Raw genomic sequence first — 19,324 nt, forward strand, 5'->3', positions numbered from 1 at the left:
TAAAATGGTGCCCAGGGGACGTTGTGAACCTAGTTGTTGTACCCCACTAAATATTATATTTATCAATTAGTTAAGGAGTATCAATATTATAATTGTTGCGGGAATTGTTGCGGGATTTTCAAGTCTGAAGGCTCATCGATCTGAATAAGGTTGTAGCTCATAATAAGGTGTATGTGATTCACTAAAGACTTTGAGTATATCCTGTGCAAGCGTGGATGGTTTGAGGATCAAGACTGGCAAAAAGTGATTGACAAGTTGGTTTGAATCGCACACTTGATACTCACTAGACTTTCTGAATCACAGAGCCTAGAGTGTGAGGGCCAAATCTAGAAGTTGTATGCGCCTACCTATTGATCACTACAGTTTCGACAAAAACGTCGACTATCACTACAACAAGTTTCCGCCGACATCGTTGGACTACGAAAAGCTGTTTGGTCCAATGGGGGACGCACGCGATGCCTTGGCAAGATATGACCAAACCCTCCTAGGGCTTCACAACAGCGACTTCTTAGTTAGTCCTTTGCGCAGACAAGAAGCCGTGGTTTCGTCGCGGATGGAAGGAACTATTTCGACGATTGACGAAGTTTTAAGGTACGAAGCTGACTCAGATGAAGATGTGGGACCGGCAGATGTGAGGCCAACGACGCTTGAAGTGGCGCTTTACTCGGCCGCCCTGAAAAGAGCGCAAAGAAGCGTGGAGGACGGATATCCAATAAACGAGCATTTGATACGTTCGGCGCACAAGACGCTGCTTGGTTTTGGGCGCGGCGCAACGAAAAACCCGGGGCAATACAAAACAGACCAAAATTATGTTGGGGATGATGCTAGGCGCGAAGTGTATTTCACTCCTATATCACCCGGGCAGCTAGCGCCGTCTATGGAGAAACTAGTCGACTTTATGAACGGTGGTGCCCTGCCGCCCCTTCTAAGCGTCGCAATATCTCACGTAGAGTTTGAAGCGTTGCATCCGTTCAATGACGGAAATGGCAGAATCGGCCGTATGATTATTACTCTATTGCTCTGGAAAAAGGGGCTAATAAGCGAGCCACATTTTTACATCAGCGCATTCTTTGAAGAGCGAAAAGTCGAGTATATTGAACGTATGCGTCAAGTTTCGGCTTCAGGGGATTGGACCGGTTGGTGTGCGTTCTTTTTGGAAGCGATCGCCGAACAAGCTCAACACAATTTGGAAACTGCAAAGTCCATCGCCAGCCTGTATGAAGAGATGAAACCGGTATTCAGAGAGACCCTCAACTCTCAGTGGGCGCCATTTGCTCAAGACTTCATTTTTGGAAGCCCGGTATTCAGAAACAACAGGTTTACAACACGAGCTGGAATACCCAAGCCCACTGCTGTTAGACTTTCACGTGCCTTAATGGATGCGGGACTATTGATGGAGCTAGAACCCGCGTCTGGACGTCGTGCGGCACTTTATGCATTTGAGCCACTCATTCGGTTAATCCGCACCTAACCCATCTTAACTCAGTGACAGTACTGTTAGTCAGCATGTTGCGGGAAGTGTTGCGGGTTTTGGTGCAAATTCGCCCGCGGGAATCGAACCTAAGAAATTTTTATCAATAAAATAAAATACTTACAAAAATAATGGTGCCCAGGAGAGGACTCGAACCTCCACACCCTTGCGAGTACTAGCACCTGAAGCTAGCGCGTCTACCATTCCGCCACCTGGGCAGGTGAACTGACGCCAGCGTTTAAGCTGAAGCCTGAGGGGTGTCAAACGAAAACTCGCTCTATATTACTCCGCGAAACGACCCAAAATAAAGCGCCGAATCTTCATATTCTGGCAAGCGACTATGTGTTTTCATACGCAGGCCTGCGCTCAATTGCACCTTGTTTTGCGAAGTTTGCGCAGGTACATCGAATGCAAGTGGATAAGTTGGAGCGAGCAATGCCAAAACTGGTGACGATCTATGGTGGTTCGGGTTTTGTCGGGCGCTATATCGCGCGGCGCATGGCGAAAGCTGGTTGGCGTGTGCGTGTCGCTGTGCGCCGTCCGAACGAGGCGATGTTCGTTAAACCTTACGGCGTGGTCGGTCAGGTCGAACCGGTGCTGTGCAACGTGCGCGATGATGCGTCGGTGCAGGCAGTCATGAAAGGCGCAGATGCCGTCGTGAATTGTGTCGGGATCCTTGCAGAAACAGGCAAGAACCAGTTCGATACGGTACAGGCCGAGGGTGCGACACGGATCGCCCGGATCGCGCGAGAGCAGGGCGTGGATAGGGTGGTGCACATTTCAGCCATTGGTGCTGATGCGGCGTCGGAAAGCCTCTATGCGCAGACCAAGGCGCGGGGCGAGGCGGGTGTTTTGGAGCATTTCCCCGATGCTGTCATTCTGCGCCCGTCGATTGTTTTTGGTGCCGAAGATCAATTCTTCAATCGCTTTGCTTCCATGAGCTGTCTGGGACCAATCCTGCCCGTTGTCGGAGCAGATACCCGCTTTCAACCGGTCTATGTCGATGATGTTGCTCAGGCGGCTGAACGTGCGCTGACGGGCCCGGTGGCTTCCGGCATCTATGAATTGGGCGGCCCGGACATCGCGACATTCCGGGCGTTGATGCATCAGATGTTGAAGGTCATTCACCGGCGCAAATTGGTCATTAACACCCCATTTTTTGTTGCGAGGTTGATGGGGTTTGGGTTCGATATGTTGCAGAAACTGAGCCTCGGTTTATTTACCAACACATTGATTACACGCGATCAGGTGCGCAATCTGTCAAATGACAATGTCGTCGGTGAGGGCGTCAAAACCTTTGCAGATATCGGGATCAGGCCAATTTCAATGTCCTCGGTCTTGCCGGATTACCTGTGGCGGTTTCGCCCGTCCGGACAATACGACGCGATCAAGAAATCTGCCCAAAACCTGCGACCCTAGACGTAGGCATAGATCAGTAAGACGATTCCCAATATGATCCTGTAGATCACATAGGGCGTGAAGCTGACGCTGCGCAGTAAACGCATCATTAAAATCAGGGCAATCAGCGCGGCGAAAAAGGCAAATACCGCCGCGATGAGACCATCCCGCGCGATGGCCCAATCCGCCTCTTGCACCACATCGACGCTGAGAAGCAGGCCGGAGGCTGCGATTGTGGGGATGGACATCAACATGGACAATTTCGCGGCGTCTTCGCGCGCATAGCCCAAGCGGCGCGCGGCGGTGATGGTGATGCCGGATCTGGATGTGCCCGGGATCAGTGCGAGGACCTGAGCGAAGCCCATGAGAACGGCATCCTTGAGCGTCCAATCGGAGGCTTTTTGTTCGGTTTTGCCTGTCTTGTCAGCCCAGTAGAGCACAATGCCGAACCCGAGCATCGTCCAGCCTATCACGGTCACGGAGCGCATTGCCTCGTCTAATCCGCTGAGTTTGATGGCGGCACCGGCGAGTATCACGGGCACGGTGCTTATCGCGAGACAAAGCGCCAGAAAGGCCCCCTTCGTATCAACGCGTCCACGCAGTAATCGCATCGTGCCGTTGAGTGCGATTTTCACATCCGCCCAGAAGTAAGTGACCACTGCAAAGAGAGTGCCAACATGCACCGCGACGTCAATGGCAAGTCCCTGATCCGGTCCCCCGGTCAGGGCGGGCAGGAGCACCAGATGGCCCGAAGAGCTGATGGGGAGGAATTCCGTCAGGCCCTGAATGGCGGCGACAAGGAAGAGCTGGAATAAGGTCATCAAAAAGGTTCCGGGCTATCGCGGTTTCCTGTGGTATAAAGCGAGGGAATCAAAAGAAAAGCGCCAATAAAGGACCGATATGGACCTTTAAATGCTCTGATTTTTCTAATTTTTCCACCATGGACTAAAAATATACATATATAGGGAAGTAATCCTGACTTTATTTCCTGTTTTGGTTCGCGTAAGGCTGCGCATCTGAGTTCGTGGAGGAATTGATCGATGTCCGGACAGCCCATGTTGAAATTCGTGACCGTTGAGCGGGATATGCCCGAGAAACGTACAGCAGATATGCGCCGGGAAGATTTCAATGAAATCTACGCGGAGTATGCTGAGGCCAAGGCGAAGGAGCAATCCAGCCGGTGCAGCCAATGCGGCGTGCCTTATTGTCAAAGCCATTGCCCCCTGCACAATAATATCCCCGACTGGCTGCGGTTGACGGCGGAAGGGCGCTTGCGTGAAGCCTATGAGGTCAGCCAGGCGACCAATACCTTCCCGGAGATTTGTGGCCGTATTTGTCCGCAGGATCGCCTGTGCGAGGGCAATTGCGTGATCGAAAAATCGGGCCATGGCACGGTGACCATTGGGGCCGTGGAGAAATACATTACCGACACGGCCTTTGATCAAGGCTGGGTGCTGCCGATTGCGCCCACACAAGAACGCGCGGAAACTGTGGGTATCATTGGTGCCGGTCCGGGTGGCTTGGCCGCCGCTGACGTTCTGCGCCGCGCGGGCGTGCAGGTGACGGTCTATGACAGCCATGATCGGGCGGGCGGATTGCTGACCTATGGCATCCCCGGTTTCAAGCTGGAAAAAGACATCGTGATGCGCCGCAATGCGCAATTCGAAGAGGGTGGCGTTAAGTTTGAGCTCAATACCACGGTCGGCAAGGATATCAGTTTTGCGGATATTCGAGCGCAACATGATGCGGTGATCATCGCCACAGGTGTTTATAAATCAAGGGAAATTGAAGCGCCGGGCGTCGGCGGCAAGGGCCTTGTGCGGGCGATTGATTTCCTGACGGCGAGCAACCGCAAGAGCTTTGGCGACACCGTGCCGGAGTTCGATTCCGGTGAGTTGAACGCGGAAGGCAAGCGCGTTGTTGTGATCGGCGGGGGCGACACGGCGATGGATTGCGTGCGCACGTCGGTGCGCCAGGGCGCGACGTCGGTGAAGTGCCTTTATCGTCGCGACCGCGCCAATATGCCGGGCAGCCAGCGCGAGGTTCAGAACGCCGAGGAAGAGGGCGTGGTGTTTGAATGGCTCTGTGCGCCCAAAGGGTTTGTGGGCGATCCCGTGACCGGTGTTATGGTGCAGAAAATGCGTCTGGGTGCGCCGGATGCCACCGGGCGTCAGGCCCCGGAAGTGATCGAGGGTGCGGATTATGTTGAGGGTGCGGACATCGTGATCATGGCGCTGGGCTTTGAGCCCGAAGCCCTGCCGACCCTTTGGGACCAGCCCGATTTACCGGTCACGCGCTGGGGCACGATCAAGGCGGAGTTCACCAGCGGCGCGACCGACCTTGAGGGCGTCTATGCGGTGGGGGACATCGTGCGCGGCGCATCATTGGTCGTCTGGGCGATCCGGGATGGGCGTGATTGTGCCGAGGCGATTTTGGGCCGGTTTGGCGCTGCGGCACTGGCGGCAGAATGAGGGTCACGGCCTGTACACCTCCTGTGCACCGATGCTGTGCACCGCCCGCACGGGTCTTGCGTACTAGGGCGCAGCTGCTGACCTTTCGGGCAGAGGATGTGATATGAACGATGCGGCGATGCTTGAAGGGCGCTGCCTTTGCGGCGCGGTCACCATCAAGGTGCATGCGCCGAACCCGCGCTTGCGGGCCTGTCATTGCGGCATGTGCCGCCAACATACCAGCGGGATGTTCATTTCGGTGGATACCGAGCAGGAAGGCATGGTGATTGAAGGTCCCGGCATAAGCTTTCGCTCCTCGGAATGGGCGGAACGCGGTTTCTGCGGCACCTGCGGATCAACACTTTGGTATGGCACCGTTCATGACGGCGCACGTCATCTGGCCGCAGGGCTGTTTGAAAATGCCGCCGGTGGCGAGATGAAGCTGGAATTTTTCGCGGATCAATGTCCGCAGGGCTACGGGTTGCGCGGGGATCACCGCAGGCTAAGCACTGAAGAGACAATTGCGATGTTTAGCGGGGATGACGCATGACGGATGCAGCGGCGAGAGACGCCCTGATTGCACCACACCGGCGCACCGGCCGACTTTCGGGCCGGTGCCTTTGCGGTGCGGTCAGCATCGAGGTTGACGGCAAGTATGTCGCGGCGATCGGTGCCTGCCACTGCGTCATGTGCCAACGGTGGAGCGGGATGCTGTTCGGCTCCTTTGTGGCTGAGACGCAGGGGGTCGCGGTCACGGGGCCCGTGCGCAGCTATGTCTCCTCCTCCTTCTCAGAGCGGGGCTTTTGTGAGACCTGCGGCAGCCCAATCTGGCTGAGGGCCACTGACCGGGATGAACCGGAGATCGAGCTTTTTCCGGGGCTTTTCAAAGAAGCAGCGGATTTTGCGCTTCTGTCCGAAATCTACACAGACCTTGCGCCGAATTATGCGTGCCTCAAGGGTGAACACATCCGCAGAACACGGGCCGAGGTACAGGCCAAACACCCCTTTGTTGAAGGAGACAACTGATGACCACATATGATGACGCATGGGTTGCACGCGAAGAAGCCAAACGCAGCCTTATGGCGGAAAACGGTCTTTATGATACCTCCGAGGAGCATTCCTCCTGTGGCGTCGGTCTTGTAGTGTCCATTGACGGCAAGAAAAGCCGTGGTGTTGTGGAAAACGGCATCAAGGCGCTGAAGGCGATCTGGCACCGGGGTGCGGTGGATGCGGATGGCAAGACCGGGGATGGTGCGGGCATCCACGTGCAAATTCCGGTCGATTTCTTTTACGATCAGGTTAAACGAACGGGCCACGCGCCGCGCAAAGGCGAGTTGATCGCTGTGGGGCAGGTGTTTTTGCCGCGCACCGATTTTGGTGCGCAGGAAACATGTCGCACAATCGTGGAAACTGAAGTGTTGCGCATGGGCTATTACATCTATGGCTGGCGCCATGTGCCGGTGGATATTTCATGCCTGGGTGATAAGGCCAATGCGACCCGGCCCGAGATCGAACAGATCCTGATCTCCAACGCCAAGGGCGTGGATGAGGACACATTTGAGCGCGAACTTTATGTGATCCGGCGGCGCATTGAAAAGGCGGCTTTGGCCGCACAGGTGCCGACATTATATATTGCTTCGATGTCGTGCCGGTCGATCATTTACAAGGGTATGATGCTGGCCGAACAGGTGGCGGAGTTTTACCCCGACCTGATGGATGAGCGTTTCGAGAGCGCCTTTGCGATTTATCACCAGCGCTATTCCACCAATACATTTCCACAATGGTGGTTGGCGCAGCCGTTCCGCATGTTGGCGCATAACGGCGAGATTAATACGCTCAAGGGCAACCTGAATTGGATGAAAAGCCATGAGATCCGCATGGCATCCAGTGCGTTCGGCGATATGGCCGAGGATATCAAGCCCATCGTCGCGGCGGGATCATCCGATAGTGCGGCGTTGGATGCCGTTTTCGAGGTCTTGGTGCGCGCGGGGCGCAATGCGCCGATGGCCAAAACCATGCTGGTCCCCGAAAGCTGGTCGAAACAGGCGATTGAATTGCCGCAGGCCTGGCGCGATATGTATTCCTATTGCAACTCGGTGATGGAGCCCTGGGATGGTCCGGCGGCGTTGGCGATGACCGATGGGCGTTGGGTTTGCGCGGGGCTGGATCGCAACGGGCTGCGGCCGATGCGATACGTCGTGACGAAGGCTGGCATGCTGATCGCGGGTTCCGAGACCGGCATGGTGCCTTTGAACGAGGCCAATGTGGTTGAAAAAGGCGCGTTGGGTCCGGGGCAATTGCTGGCTGTGGACATGAAAACCGGCGAATTGTTCCATGACAAGGCGATCAAGAACAAGCTGGCGGCCTCCCAACCCTTCGGTGATTGGGTGGGCAAGATCAATGATCTCGAAGAGGCGTTGGGCCATGTGACCGAAAAGCCAATTTTTACCGGGGGTGAGCTGCGCAAGCGGCAGGTGGCGGCGGGTTATACCGTGGAGGAGCTGGAGCAGATTCTGGCCCCGATGGCAGAGGACGCCAAAGAGGTACTGGCCTCGATGGGGGATGATACCCCGTCGGCTGTCTTATCCGGGCAATACCGCCCCTTGAGCCATTTTTTCCGCCAGAATTTCAGCCAGGTGACCAACCCGCCTATTGATTCCTTGCGTGAATTCAGGGTGATGAGCCTGAAGACACGCTTCGGGAACCTCAAGAACGTGCTCGATGAGGACAGCAGCCAGACCGAGATTCTGACGCTGGACAGCCCCTTCATGGGTAATGCGCAGTTTCAGGAACTCACCACGCATTTCAACTCGGAACTGGTGACGCTGGATTGTACCTTTACCCCCGGCGGCGAAACCTTGAGCGCGGGGCTTGAGCGTATCCGGGCGGAGGCCGAAGACGCAGTGCGGTCCGGTGCCGGGCATATCGTGCTGACCGATCAGCTGTCGAATGCGGATAAGGTTGCTATGCCGATGATCCTGGCGACCTCAGCCGTGCACAGCCATCTGGTGCGCAAGGGTCTGCGCACCTTTACCTCGATCAATGTGCGCTCAGCCGAATGTGTGGATCCGCATTATTTCGCGGTGCTCATTGGAGCGGGGGCGACCATCGTCAACGCCTATCTCGCTGAGGATTCATTGGCGGATCGGATTGAACGCGGTCTGCTTGATATGACGCTGACCAAGGCGATTGATCGTTACCGTGTGGCGATTGATCAGGGCTTGCTCAAGATCATGGCCAAGATGGGCATTTCGGTTATTTCCTCCTATCGCGGCGGGCTCAATTTCGAAGCGGTGGGCCTGTCCCGTGCGATGGTGGCGGAATATTTCCCCGGCATGACCAGCCGGATTTCGGGCATCGGCGTGATCGGCATTCAGCGCAAAGCCGAAGAGGTTCACGCGCGGGCCTGGGGGGCGGCTTCCTCCGTGCTGCCCATCGGTGGTTTTTACAAGGCGCGCAAATCCGGCGAGACCCATGCCTGGGAAGCGACCTCGATGCATATGATGCAGATGGCGTGCAACAAGGCCTCTTATGAGATGTGGAAGCAATATTCGGCCAAGATGCAGAGCAACCCGCCGATCCATTTGCGCGATCTGTTGGAGATCAAACCGCTGGGCAAATCGATTCCGTTGGAGGAGGTCGAGAGCATCACCTCGATCCGCAAGCGTTTCGTCACACCAGGCATGTCGCTTGGGGCGTTGAGCCCTGAGGCGCATAAGACGCTGAACGTGGCGATGAACCGGATCGGTGCGAAATCCGATAGCGGCGAGGGCGGCGAAGACCCTGCACATTTCGTGCCGGAACCGAATGGGGACAACCCCTCGGCCAAGATCAAACAGGTCGCGAGTGGGCGTTTCGGCGTCACGGCGGAATACCTCAACCAATGCGAAGAGTTGGAGATCAAGGTTGCGCAGGGTGCCAAGCCCGGCGAGGGCGGGCAGTTGCCGGGGATGAAGGTCACGGACCTGATTGCGCGGCTGCGCCATTCGACCAAGGGCGTGACGCTGATTTCACCGCCGCCGCACCACGATATTTATTCCATCGAGGACCTGGCGCAGCTGATTTATGACCTCAAACAGATCAACCCGCGCTGCAAGGTGACGGTAAAGCTGGTGGCCTCATCCGGTGTCGGTACAATTGCCGCCGGGGTGGCCAAGGCCAAGGCCGATATCATCCTGATTTCGGGCCATAACGGTGGCACCGGTGCGAGCCCCGCAACCTCCATCAAATACGCAGGCCTGCCCTGGGAAATGGGCCTCACTGAGGCGCATCAGGTATTGAGCATGAACAACCTGCGCGAGCGGGTGACATTGCGCACCGATGGCGGTTTGCGCACCGGGCGTGATATTGTCATGGCGGCGATGCTGGGGGCTGAGGAATATGGCATCGGCACCGCAGCCCTGATCGCGATGGGCTGCATCATGGTGCGCCAGTGCCAGTCCAACACCTGCCCCGTGGGCGTGTGCACGCAGGATGAATCACTGCGTGAAAAATTCACCGGCAATGCCGATAAGGTCGTGAACCTGATCACCTTTTACGCCACTGAAGTACGCGAAATCCTAGCCCGGATCGGAGCGCGGTCCTTGGATGATGTGATCGGGCGCGCCGATCTTCTGGCGCAGGTCAGCCGGGGATCTTCGCATCTGGATGATCTGGATCTGAACCCGCTTTTAATCACCGTGGATGGGGCAGCCGAGATTGTTTATGACCGCGCCAAGCCGCGGAACCCGGTGCCTGATACGCTGGATGCGGAGATCGTGCGCGATGCCGCGCGGTTCCTGGAGGACGGTGAAAAGATGCAATTGTCCTATGCGGTGCAGAACACACATCGTACCGTGGGCACGCGCACCTCAAGCCATATTGTCAAGAAGTTCGGCATGCGCAATCAGCTGCAACCCGATCACCTGACGGTGAAGTTGTCGGGATCTGCGGGTCAATCGCTGGGGGCTTTTGCCGCACCGGGCCTGAAGCTCGAAGTCTCCGGGGATGCCAATGATTACGTCGGCAAGGGCTTGTCGGGCGGCACGATCGTGGTGCGCCCACCGATGGCATCCCCCATCGAGGCGGCCAAGAATACCATCATAGGCAACACAGTGCTTTATGGCGCGACGGATGGGTATTTATTCGCCGCCGGGCGTGCGGGCGAGCGGTTTGCTGTGCGTAATTCGGGGGCCAAGGTGGTGATCGAGGGCTGCGGGTCCAACGGGTGTGAATATATGACCGGCGGTGTGGCGGTGATCCTGGGCGATATCGGTGCCAATTTCGGGGCCGGGATGACGGGCGGCATGGCCTATCTTTATGACCCCGAAGATAAGGCCCCAGCGATGATGAACATGGAAACGCTGGTGACCTGTCCGGTCACGGTGGATCACTGGATGCTGCAATTGGAAACGCTGATCGAAACGCATCTGCGCGAGACTGGCAGCCGACGTGCGGCGGACATCCTGCAACATTGGGAGAGCGAAAAGCACCATTTTCTACAGGTCTGCCCCAAGGAGATGCTGGTGCATTTGCCCGCTCCGCTAGAGATCGAGGAGACCGCCCTTCCCGCGGAATGATCGCCCGGCTCACCTTGTGTCTTTGCGGTTCACAAGCCCGCTGGGCGACCCTATAGCTAGGTCATGGCACCGCGCGCGAAAAAGAAGGTCGGTAAGGCTCGCTCCTCTGCATCTCTGCGGCGCAGGGTCCGTAAGATCATATGGCGCAGCCTCTTGGGCTTTATCGGCATCGTTCTGCTGCTGATCGCGCTGGGCGCGGTGGTTAACCCGCCGACGACCCCCTATATGAGCGCCGAATCCCGCCGTCTGGGCGGGGTGTCACAGGACTGGGTAGAGATGGCCGCGATTGCGCCAGTGATGGCGCGCGCCGTGGTGGCCGCAGAGGATGCGAATTTCTGTACCCATTGGGGTTTCGATTTGCCCGCGATCAAGGCCGCGATTGCGCAAGGCAGCAATCGGGGGGCGTCTACGATCAGCCAGCAAACTGTGAAAAACGTCTATCTCTGGCATGGGCGCAATTATACGCGCAAGGCTCTGGAAGCCCTGTTGACCCCGGTGTTGGAAGCGTTCTGGTCCAAGCGGCGCATCGTCGAGGTTTACCTGAACGTGGCCGAATTCGACGAGGGCGTGTTTGGCGTAAAAGCGGCGTCGCAGCATTATTTTGGCGTCACCCCGGCGCAGTTAAGCGATGTGCAGGCCGCGCGTCTGGCCGCGATTCTGCCTGACCCCAAAGGGCGTTCGGCCAGCCGCCCGTCTGATTTCGTACGCAAACGGACCCGCGCAATCCTCTCAGGGGCTGCGACAATCGGCAAAGATGGGCGCGCGGCCTGTTTCGAGAGTTGAATTTGGTGGCGGTTGCGGGCATTGAAGGGTGACCTCGAACAACCCGGATTTTGCCATGGCGCGCCTGTTTCACGTCCCCCTCTCGCCGTTTTGTCGCAAGGTGCGTCTGAGCCTTGCGGAAAAGAAGATCGAGGTCGAACTCGTGGAGGAACGCTATTGGGAAGAGGACGCCGATTTCCTGCGCCGCAACCCTGCGGGCAAGGTGCCGGTGCTCAAGCTCGACGGCATCATGATGGCCGAAAGCGGTGCGATTTGCGAGTATATCGAAGAGACGCGCCCGGACCCCGTGTTGATCCCGCAGGATCCGGTTGCGCGGCTCGAAGTGCGCCGGTTGGTGAGTTGGTTTGATGATAAATTTCACCATGAGGTGACGTCCAAACTGCTCTATGAGCGGGTCAACAAGAAGGTCATGGGCAAAGGTTATCCCGACAGCGGCAACGTCAAGGCGGGGGCCAAGGCGATCAAATATCATCTCGATTACATGACCTGGTTGCTAGACCATCGCCGCTGGCTGGCGGGGGATGCAATGACGCTGGCCGATTTTGCTGCTGCGGCGCATCTGAGTTGTCTGGATTACATTTCGGACGTGGATTGGAACCGCTCGGATGTCGTGAAGGACTGGTACGCCAAGATTAAATCGCGCCCGGCCTTCCGATCCATTCTGGCTGATCAGGTGTCGGGGTTTCCCCCGCCGCGTCATTATAATGATCTGGATTTTTGAGGTGGTTTTCGTTGTTTGCATATTTGTGGAACAATGAAAGATGAGTTCGACGCTTAAGTCGAAGCTGGTAGCAAAGGCCTTGGATGAGGGGTTCATCGCCTGCCGGATTTGCCGTCCTGATGCCGTTCCGGAGGTCCCTGCGCGGCTTGAGGCCTTTGTGGCGGCAGGGTATCACGGTCAGATGAATTGGATGGCGGAGCGTATGGCCTGGCGGGGTAATCCAGCAGCGTTGTGGCCCGAGGCGCGCTCCGTGATCATGCTGGCTGAAAGCTATACGCCTGCGCATGATCCGTTGGAGGTTCTGGCCTATCCCGAGCGGGCGGCGATCTCGGTTTATGCGCAGGGGCGTGATTACCATGACGTTGTAAAAAAGCGCCTCAAGCGGGTGGCACGCTGGTTGATTGCGGAGGCGGGCGATGCAGCGCAGGTCAAGGTATTTGTAGATACGGCCCCGGTACCAGAGAAGGCACTGGGTGCCGCGGCAGGGTTGGGGTGGCAGGGTAAACACACCAATCTGGTGAGCCGGGAATGGGGTAATTGGGCGTTTCTGGGCGCGATCTTCACAACGCTGGATTTGGTCCCTGATGCTGCGGAGGTGGATCATTGCGGATCCTGCCGTGCTTGTCTGGATATTTGTCCTACGGCGGCATTTGTCGCCCCTTATCAACTGGATGCGCGTAAGTGTATTTCCTATTTGACGATTGAGTACACGGGCGCGATACCCATTAACCTACGCAAGCGTATGGGAAATCGGATTTATGGTTGCGATGATTGCCTTGCAGTTTGCCCTTGGAATAAATTCGCCGTGGCGGCGCGTGATATTCGATTGCACCCGCGTCCCGAACTGGCGAATGCGCGGCTGGCAGAGCTTGCCCAGCTGGACGACACGGGGTTTCGCATGCTGTTTTCCGGCTCCCCGATCAAGCGGATCGGACGGGATCGGTTCGTGCGCAATGTGCTTTACGCGATCGGGAATTCGAGCTTGCCGGAATTGCGCGGCGTGGCAGTGGGCTTGACGGGTGACACTGATCCGGTGGTGGCGGAAGCAGCGCGTTGGGCCGTGGCGCAGTTGGACGTCGCGTGATGCGAAAGTGCTGGCAAAACCATCAGAACCCGGTCGTTTCAAACGCGAAATGGCGGAGAGTGTAGTGGCAATTTTATTGGGTGTGGACACCGGTGGAACCTACACTGATGCGGTGTTGATCCGCGATGAAACGGAGGTCATCGCCAGTGCCAAGGCGCTGACGACACGCGAAGATCTGGCGATTGGCGTCGGCGGTGCGGTGCGCGCGGTATTGGATGCGGCACAGATCCCCGCCAGTGCCATTTCCATGGCTTCATTGTCCACGACCTTGGCGACCAACGCGCTTGTTGAGGGGCAGGGCGGGCGTGTTGCGCTGATCTATATCGGGTTTCGCGAGCGTGACCTGGGCGCGCAGGGGTTATCGGAGGCGCTCAAGGGGGATCCGTCTCTGATTTGCGCGGGCGGGCATGATCATGCCGGCAATGAGGCGCAGGGGCTGGACGAAGCGGCGATCTGCGCTTTTCTTGAGAGACATGCGCAGGAGGTGAGCGGTTTCGCCGTCGCCGCGCAATTTGCCACGCGCAACCCTGCGCATGAAATGCGTGCAGCGGCGTTGATCAGTCAGATGACGGCCAAGCCGGTGTCCGCCTCGCATCAACTCTCTGCCCGGCTCAACGGGCCGAAACGCGCGGTGACGGCGGTGCTGAACGCGCGGTTGATCGGCATGATCGACCGGTTGATCGGGCGGGCAGAGCAGGTGTTGATTGATCTTGGTGTGGGTGCACCGATGATGGTGGTGCGCGGCGATGGGGCGCTAATTTCCGCCGAACAGGCCCGCGCGCGTCCGATCGAGACCATCCTGAGCGGGCCTGCGGCCTCGATTGTTGGAGCGCGCTGGTTGACCGGGTCGGATCGCGCGCTGGTCAGCGATATTGGCGGCACGACGACGGATATTGCGCTGTTGCAAAACGGCAAGCCGATGATTGATCCGGGCGGCGCCCGCGTGGGCGGTTTTCGTACCATGGTAGAGGCCGTGGCGATGCGCACCACGGGGCTGGGCGGGGATAGCGAAGTGCAGGCCATGGCCGAGGGGTTGCAGGGCGGCGTGACGCTCGGGCCGCGCCGGCTGTTGCCGGTGTCTTTGCTGGCGATGGATGCGCCGGACATGGTGCATACGACCTTGGATAAACAGCTGCGCAGCACCGTGCCCGGTGAGTTTGACGCGCGGTTCGTGCGCGCCATTGCGGGGCTGTCGCGCGAAGGGATCGACTCGCGCGAAGCGGCCCTGTTGGAGCGGATTGGCGGGGATGTGCACCCGCTCTCGGATGTGCTGCGCGCGCGGATCGAACAGGGTGCGCTGGGGCGTTTGGTGGCGCGGGGCTTGGTGCAGGTGAGCGGGTTGACGCCCTCGGATGCGAGCCATGTTCTGGGGCTGGCCGATACTTGGGACGCGGTGGCGGCAGAAAAGGCCTTGACGCTGTTTGCGCGCAAACGGGTCGGCTCGGGGGACCGGTTGGCGGCGGATGCGCCAGCGATGGCCGTGAAGATCGTGGAGCGGTTGCGGTATCAGACGCAACTGGCGCTGTTGGAGGCGGCTTTTGCGGGTGAAAGCGAGGCGTTTGAGGGCGCAGTGGAAGGGCTTGCAGCGCATGAATTGATGCAGCGGGGCCTGCGTGGGGGCGGGGATCTGGTACGCATCAACGCAGGATTGAATGTGCCTGTTGTGGGGCTGGGCGCCTCGGCGGGCAGCTATTATCCACAGGTCGGTGAGGCCTTGGGGGTCGAGATGATCCTGCCGCTTCACGGCGAGGTGGCCAATGCCATCGGGGCGGTGGTCGGACGGGTCACGATGCGGCGCAGCGGAACGGTGACGTCGCCCTCAGAGGGTCGGTTTCGCGTACATCTGGAGGCCGGCCCGCAGGATTTCACCGTGCAGGCGGAGGCCATGGCGCTGCTGGAAAGCACGCTGCAGCGGGAGGCACGCGAGGCTGCACTGGCAGCGGGTGCTGCGGATGTGCAGGTGAGCATGAGCCGTGATATTCGCGTGGCTGGCGTGGAGGCGCGGGAGGTGTTCATCGAGGCGCATGTGAGCGTCGAGGCCACAGGCCGCCCTAGGGTTGCAACATAGGGGTTTCAGGTCCGCAGCATGTGCGGCACAGGCACGTGTCGCCCGCCTGATGGGGTGCGCAACACATGTGATGTGATCCTATTCCGCCGCCTGCGGCGCGCGTTTCGGCAAGACCCAATCGGCGCGCGGGAAGTGGCAGGTATAGCCATTTGGCACGCGCTCCAGATAGTCCTGATGCTCCGGTTCCGCTTCCCAGAATGGGCCGACGGGCTCGATTTCGCTCACTACCTTGCCGGGCCAGAGACCGGAGGCCTCGACATCCGCGATGGTGTCCTGCGCGATCTCGCGTTGCGCCTCGTCCACATAATAGATGGCGGAACGGTAACTGAGACCGCGATCATTGCCTTGCCGGTTTGGCGTGGTCGGGTCGTGGATCTGGAAGAAGAGTTCCAATATGTCGCGGTAGCTGATCACTGCAGGGTCAAAGATGACCTCGATCCCCTCGGCGTGGGTCCCGTGGTTGCGATAGGTCGCATTGGGCACATCGCCCCCGGTATAGCCGACACGGGTGGCCACAACACCGGGGCGTTTGCGGATCAGATCCTGCATCCCCCAGAAACATCCCCCTGCCAGAACGGCGCGTTGATGGCTCATGCCACATCCTCCACTTGATCCAGATATTCGCCGTAACCCGCCGCTTCCATGTCGTCGCGGTGAACGAAGCGCAGAGAGGCCGAATTAATGCAATACCGCAACCCGCCCCGATCCTGTGGCCCGTCGGGGAACACATGACCCAAATGACTGTCGCCGTGGGTTGAGCGCACTTCGGTGCGCACCATACCAAGCGTGGCATCTCGCAATTCGCTCACATAGGCGGGCTCGATGGGTTTGGTGAAGCTGGGCCAACCACAGCCGCTTTCGTACTTATCCGCCGAAGCAAACAGCGGCTCCCCCGACACGATATCGACATAGATCCCCGGCTCCTTATTGCCCAGCAGTTTGCCGGTGCCGGGACGTTCGGTCCCGTTTTGCTGGGTCACGCGGTATTCTTCGAGCGACAGTTTCGAGACCGCCGCATCGGTTTTTTCATATTTGGGCATGAAACGCTCCTTTTAACCTTTCGATATAAGATGGGACAAATCGCGTGGATTAAAAGGGGAAAAGTAGGCGGCAGTCTTCACGTGCTTTTGATCCTACGTGCTCTATATTGGCAACTAACGGTTGAGGAGATTTCAATGATACGGCTTATTGCGATACTCACGGGCTGGGTGATGGCTACGGCGGCGATGGCCGGTATGTCGTCCCATTCCTTCGCGTCCATTGACGGCGGTACGTTGGAGACCTCGGACTGGGCCGGGCAACCGCTGCTCGTCGTGAACACGGCCTCGCAATGCGGCTTCACCGGGCAATACGCGGGTTTGCAGGCGCTCTATGATGAATATCGCGACCGCGGGTTGGTGGTGCTTGCCGTGCCCTCGGATGATTTCAATCAGGAACTCGGGAGCGCCGAAGAGGTCAAGGAATTCTGCGAGATCAACTATGGGCTGGACCTGCCGATGGCAGATATCACGCCGGTCAAAGGGCCCGGCGCGCATCCGTTTTACCTTGATGTCGCCGCGCAGACGGGTTTTCGGCCCCGCTGGAATTTCAACAAGGTGCTGGTCGGGCCAGATGGCACGGTCGTTGGCACCTGGGGGTCGGCGACCAAGCCGCAATCGCCCCAGATCACCCGTGAAATTGACGCGCTGCTGAACTGAGCGCGGGCAGAGGTCCGGGCACTCAGCGATTGTTGGTTCTACGTGCGGGATGGCGCGCTGCCCTGGGGCCATTTGCGCGGGGGGTGCGCGCCCGCAAAATGATGATCCTAACGTTTGGGTTGGCGCGACAGCTGCACCGCCAGGATCCCCAGAGCGATGATCAACACGCCCAGAACGTCGCGCGCGCCGAGGCTTTCGCCGAGCAACAGGGCGGCGATGGCGACACCCAGAAACGGGTTGAGAAAGTGAAAGGTGGCCGCCCGCGTTGCCCCGATGCGGTTGACCAGCCAGAACCATACGAAGGTCGCAGCCAGCCCCGGGATCAGCGTGGTATAGGCAAAGGCCGCTGTCAGCGCCCAGCTTGGTGTGAAACGGGGCGTCTCAAAAAGCGCGGTGGCGATGGCAAGCGCGACGCAGCCCACCAGCATCTGCAACCCCACGATCATCAGGAAGTTCCCCCCAGACGTGGCCCCGCGGACCGAGAGAGTGGCGACCGTCAGCGCCGCGACGCCGATGCCGCAGAGCATCAGCCCAAACAGATCGACACCGCCATTGATGCGTGCGCCCATGATCAGCGCGACGCCTATGAGCCCCGCGACAAGTCCTGCGATGGCCAGCGGTTTCAGCCCTTCTTTGAGGAATACCCACCCGGCAAGTGCTACGAGCAGCGGCATGGTGGAGGCGATGATCGCCGCCACCGAGGCCTCGATGGTTTGCATCGCCACAAAGTTCAACCCGAGGTAAACCGCGTTTTGCAGCACGCCAAAGATGATCGTAGCGCGCCATTGTGCAGGTGTTAAATGCCACGATTGCCCCAGCATCCGCGCAATTGCGACGCCCAGCAGCCCCGAGATCAGATAGCGCAGCGTCAAAGCGGCCAGCGGGGTGGCATCCGCCACGATGATGCGCGCCGAGGTAAAGGCCGAGGACCACATGAGCGCAAAAGCAAGCCCCGCCAGAATCGCGCGTATGTCCATGGATGTCTGTGCCTTCGCCTTGATCGCTCCGGCTGAGTCTTTCGCAATTCCGCAGGGAGGGCAAGCCGCTCTGGTCTGGGCGCAAGGGCTGGGGTAGGAGGGGGCGGGCCGGAAACACCGCGCCGATGGGAGCCTCAAATGATTGCACCGGACGTCATGATCGTGTTCATCACCGCCTCCGTGGCGTTGGCGCTTGCGCCGGGACCAGACAATATTTTTGTGCTGACCCAATCCGCGCTGCATGGGCGCGTGGCGGGGATCATGGTGACGCTGGGCCTGTGTCTTGGCGTGCTGGTGCATACAAGCTTGGTGGCGCTGGGCGTGGCGGTGATCTTTCAGACCTCCGCGCTGTCCTTTGCCGTGCTGAAGACGGTCGGCGGGTGCTATTTGTTGTATCTGGCGTGGAAAGCCTTTGGCGCGCGGCCAGCCGTTATTAACGGGGGCAGGGGCGCGGGGCTTAGCCCTATCCGGCTGATCGGGCGCGGTGTCATCATGAACGTGACCAACCCCAAGGTCGCCATCTTTTTCCTGGCGTTTTTGCCGCAATTTGCCGATCCCGCGCGGGGTCCGGTGACACCGCAAATCTTCATTTTCGGCGGTGTCTTTGTTCTGAGTGCATTGGTGGTATTCGGTGCCATCGCCTGGAGCGCGGGATTTCTGGGCGCATGGCTGGCGCGCACGCCGCGCGCGCAGGTGGTGATGAACCGCATCGCCGGTGGGATTTTCGCAGCCCTAGCGCTCCGGCTTTTCCTGGCGCAGCGCTAGGGCCGTGGCATAAAAAAAGGCCGCCCGAAGGCGACCCCTTGAAGTCGAGCGTTGCAGGCATTAGCCGTTCACGCTGTCCTTGAGCGCTTTGGCGATGGTCATTTTGACCACCTTGTCCGCGTCTTTTTTGAATTGCTCGCCCGTGGCGGGGTTGCGCACCATGCGCTCTGGGCGTTCGCGGCAATAGATTTTGCCAACGCCGGGCAGGGTCACTGCGCCACCGCCGGAAACTTCCTTGGTGATCAGGTTGCAAACGGCTTCGAGCGCCGCGCCTGCGGATTTCTTGTCGCCACCCATCTCTTCGGCCAGGGCCGCGACGAGCTGTGTCTTTGTCATTGGTTTTGCCATGTTC

At 58.7% G+C, this 19,324-nt stretch carries 17 protein-coding genes and 1 tRNA gene; 12 read left to right on the forward strand and 6 right to left on the reverse strand.

Going from position 1 to position 19,324, the window contains the following annotated elements:
• Positions 1-337: 337 nt before the first annotated feature.
• Complete coding sequence (locus ROLI_RS02515) at positions 338-1,471, forward strand: Fic family protein (RefSeq protein ID WP_187429108.1); 1,134 nt, start codon at positions 338-340, stop codon at positions 1,469-1,471.
• A gap of 132 nt (positions 1,472-1,603) precedes the next feature.
• On the opposite strand, the gene ROLI_RS02520 is transcribed toward ROLI_RS02515, so the two are convergent.
• Positions 1,604-1,689: transfer RNA gene (locus ROLI_RS02520), tRNA-Leu, on the reverse strand.
• 217 nt (positions 1,690-1,906) lie between these two features.
• Here ROLI_RS02520 and ROLI_RS02525 point away from each other — a divergent pair.
• On the forward strand, positions 1,907-2,890 hold the full coding sequence (locus tag ROLI_RS02525; protein WP_187429109.1) for a complex I NDUFA9 subunit family protein: 984 nt from the start codon (positions 1,907-1,909) through the stop codon (positions 2,888-2,890).
• On the opposite strand, the gene ROLI_RS02530 is transcribed toward ROLI_RS02525, so the two are convergent.
• Positions 2,887-3,690, reverse strand: a complete 804-nt coding sequence (locus ROLI_RS02530) for an undecaprenyl-diphosphate phosphatase (protein WP_187429110.1) — start codon at positions 3,688-3,690, stop codon at positions 2,887-2,889. The two genes, ROLI_RS02525 and ROLI_RS02530, sit on opposite strands and share 4 nt — an antisense overlap.
• 219 nt (positions 3,691-3,909) lie before the next feature.
• Here ROLI_RS02530 and ROLI_RS02535 point away from each other — a divergent pair, with 219 nt between their 5' ends.
• The 8 genes from ROLI_RS02535 (at position 3,910) to ROLI_RS02570 (ending at position 15,533) form a co-directional block, all read left to right on the forward strand.
• A complete protein-coding gene (locus ROLI_RS02535) occupies positions 3,910-5,340 on the forward strand; it encodes an NAD(P)-dependent oxidoreductase (protein ID WP_187429111.1) in 1,431 nt (476 codons plus the stop codon).
• A gap of 103 nt (positions 5,341-5,443) precedes the next feature.
• Entirely contained in the window at positions 5,444-5,869 is a 426-nt protein-coding gene (locus ROLI_RS02540) for a GFA family protein (protein WP_187429112.1), read from the forward strand.
• Positions 5,866-6,345: a GFA family protein gene (locus ROLI_RS02545; protein ID WP_187429113.1), complete on the forward strand. Its 480-nt coding sequence runs from the start codon at positions 5,866-5,868 to the stop codon at positions 6,343-6,345. Before ROLI_RS02540 ends, ROLI_RS02545 begins: the two co-directional genes overlap by 4 nt.
• A complete protein-coding gene (gene gltB, locus ROLI_RS02550; RefSeq protein ID WP_187429114.1) occupies positions 6,345-10,877 on the forward strand; it encodes a glutamate synthase large subunit in 4,533 nt (1,510 codons plus the stop codon). The genes ROLI_RS02545 and gltB overlap by 1 nt, the downstream gene beginning before the upstream one ends.
• A gap of 63 nt (positions 10,878-10,940) precedes the next feature.
• Positions 10,941-11,660 carry a monofunctional biosynthetic peptidoglycan transglycosylase gene (gene mtgA, locus ROLI_RS02555; protein WP_187429115.1) on the forward strand — a complete coding sequence of 240 codons (720 nt, stop codon included), beginning with the start codon at positions 10,941-10,943 and terminating at the stop codon, positions 11,658-11,660.
• Positions 11,661-11,715: 55 nt separating this feature from the next.
• Positions 11,716-12,381 carry a glutathione S-transferase family protein gene (locus ROLI_RS02560; protein ID WP_187429164.1) on the forward strand — a complete coding sequence of 222 codons (666 nt, stop codon included), beginning with the start codon at positions 11,716-11,718 and terminating at the stop codon, positions 12,379-12,381.
• Between the two features lie 40 nt (positions 12,382-12,421).
• Entirely contained in the window at positions 12,422-13,465 is a 1,044-nt protein-coding gene (queG, locus tag ROLI_RS02565) for a tRNA epoxyqueuosine(34) reductase QueG (protein ID WP_187429116.1), read from the forward strand.
• Positions 13,466-13,529: 64 nt separating this feature from the next.
• Positions 13,530-15,533: a hydantoinase/oxoprolinase N-terminal domain-containing protein gene (locus tag ROLI_RS02570; protein WP_187429165.1), complete on the forward strand. Its 2,004-nt coding sequence runs from the start codon at positions 13,530-13,532 to the stop codon at positions 15,531-15,533.
• Positions 15,534-15,611: 78 nt separating this feature from the next.
• Here ROLI_RS02570 and msrA read toward each other — a convergent pair whose 3' ends face one another.
• Together msrA and msrB are read right to left on the reverse strand one after the other, a co-directional pair.
• Positions 15,612-16,127 (reverse strand): peptide-methionine (S)-S-oxide reductase MsrA, encoded by a 516-nt coding sequence (gene msrA, locus ROLI_RS02575; protein ID WP_187429117.1) that lies wholly within the window; start codon positions 16,125-16,127, stop codon positions 15,612-15,614.
• Positions 16,124-16,573 (reverse strand): peptide-methionine (R)-S-oxide reductase MsrB, encoded by a 450-nt coding sequence (gene msrB / locus ROLI_RS02580; protein ID WP_187429118.1) that lies wholly within the window; start codon positions 16,571-16,573, stop codon positions 16,124-16,126. The genes msrA and msrB overlap by 4 nt, the downstream gene beginning before the upstream one ends.
• A 135-nt stretch (positions 16,574-16,708) precedes the next feature.
• Between msrB and ROLI_RS02585 the strand changes: the two genes are divergently transcribed.
• A complete protein-coding gene (locus tag ROLI_RS02585) occupies positions 16,709-17,230 on the forward strand; it encodes a glutathione peroxidase (RefSeq protein ID WP_187429119.1) in 522 nt (173 codons plus the stop codon).
• Positions 17,231-17,337: 107 nt separating this feature from the next.
• On the opposite strand, the gene ROLI_RS02590 is transcribed toward ROLI_RS02585, so the two are convergent.
• Positions 17,338-18,207: a DMT family transporter gene (locus ROLI_RS02590; protein ID WP_187429120.1), complete on the reverse strand. Its 870-nt coding sequence runs from the start codon at positions 18,205-18,207 to the stop codon at positions 17,338-17,340.
• A gap of 138 nt (positions 18,208-18,345) precedes the next feature.
• Here ROLI_RS02590 and ROLI_RS02595 point away from each other — a divergent pair, with 138 nt between their 5' ends.
• A complete protein-coding gene (locus ROLI_RS02595) occupies positions 18,346-18,972 on the forward strand; it encodes a LysE family translocator (protein ID WP_187429121.1) in 627 nt (208 codons plus the stop codon).
• Positions 18,973-19,032: 60 nt separating this feature from the next.
• On the opposite strand, the gene ROLI_RS02600 is transcribed toward ROLI_RS02595, so the two are convergent.
• Positions 19,033-19,320: an HU family DNA-binding protein gene (locus ROLI_RS02600; protein WP_187429122.1), complete on the reverse strand. Its 288-nt coding sequence runs from the start codon at positions 19,318-19,320 to the stop codon at positions 19,033-19,035.
• Between the last annotated feature and the right edge of the window lie 4 nt (positions 19,321-19,324).

The sequence above is a fragment of the Roseobacter fucihabitans genome, assembly GCF_014337925.2.
Classification (GTDB): domain Bacteria; phylum Pseudomonadota; class Alphaproteobacteria; order Rhodobacterales; family Rhodobacteraceae; genus Roseobacter; species Roseobacter fucihabitans.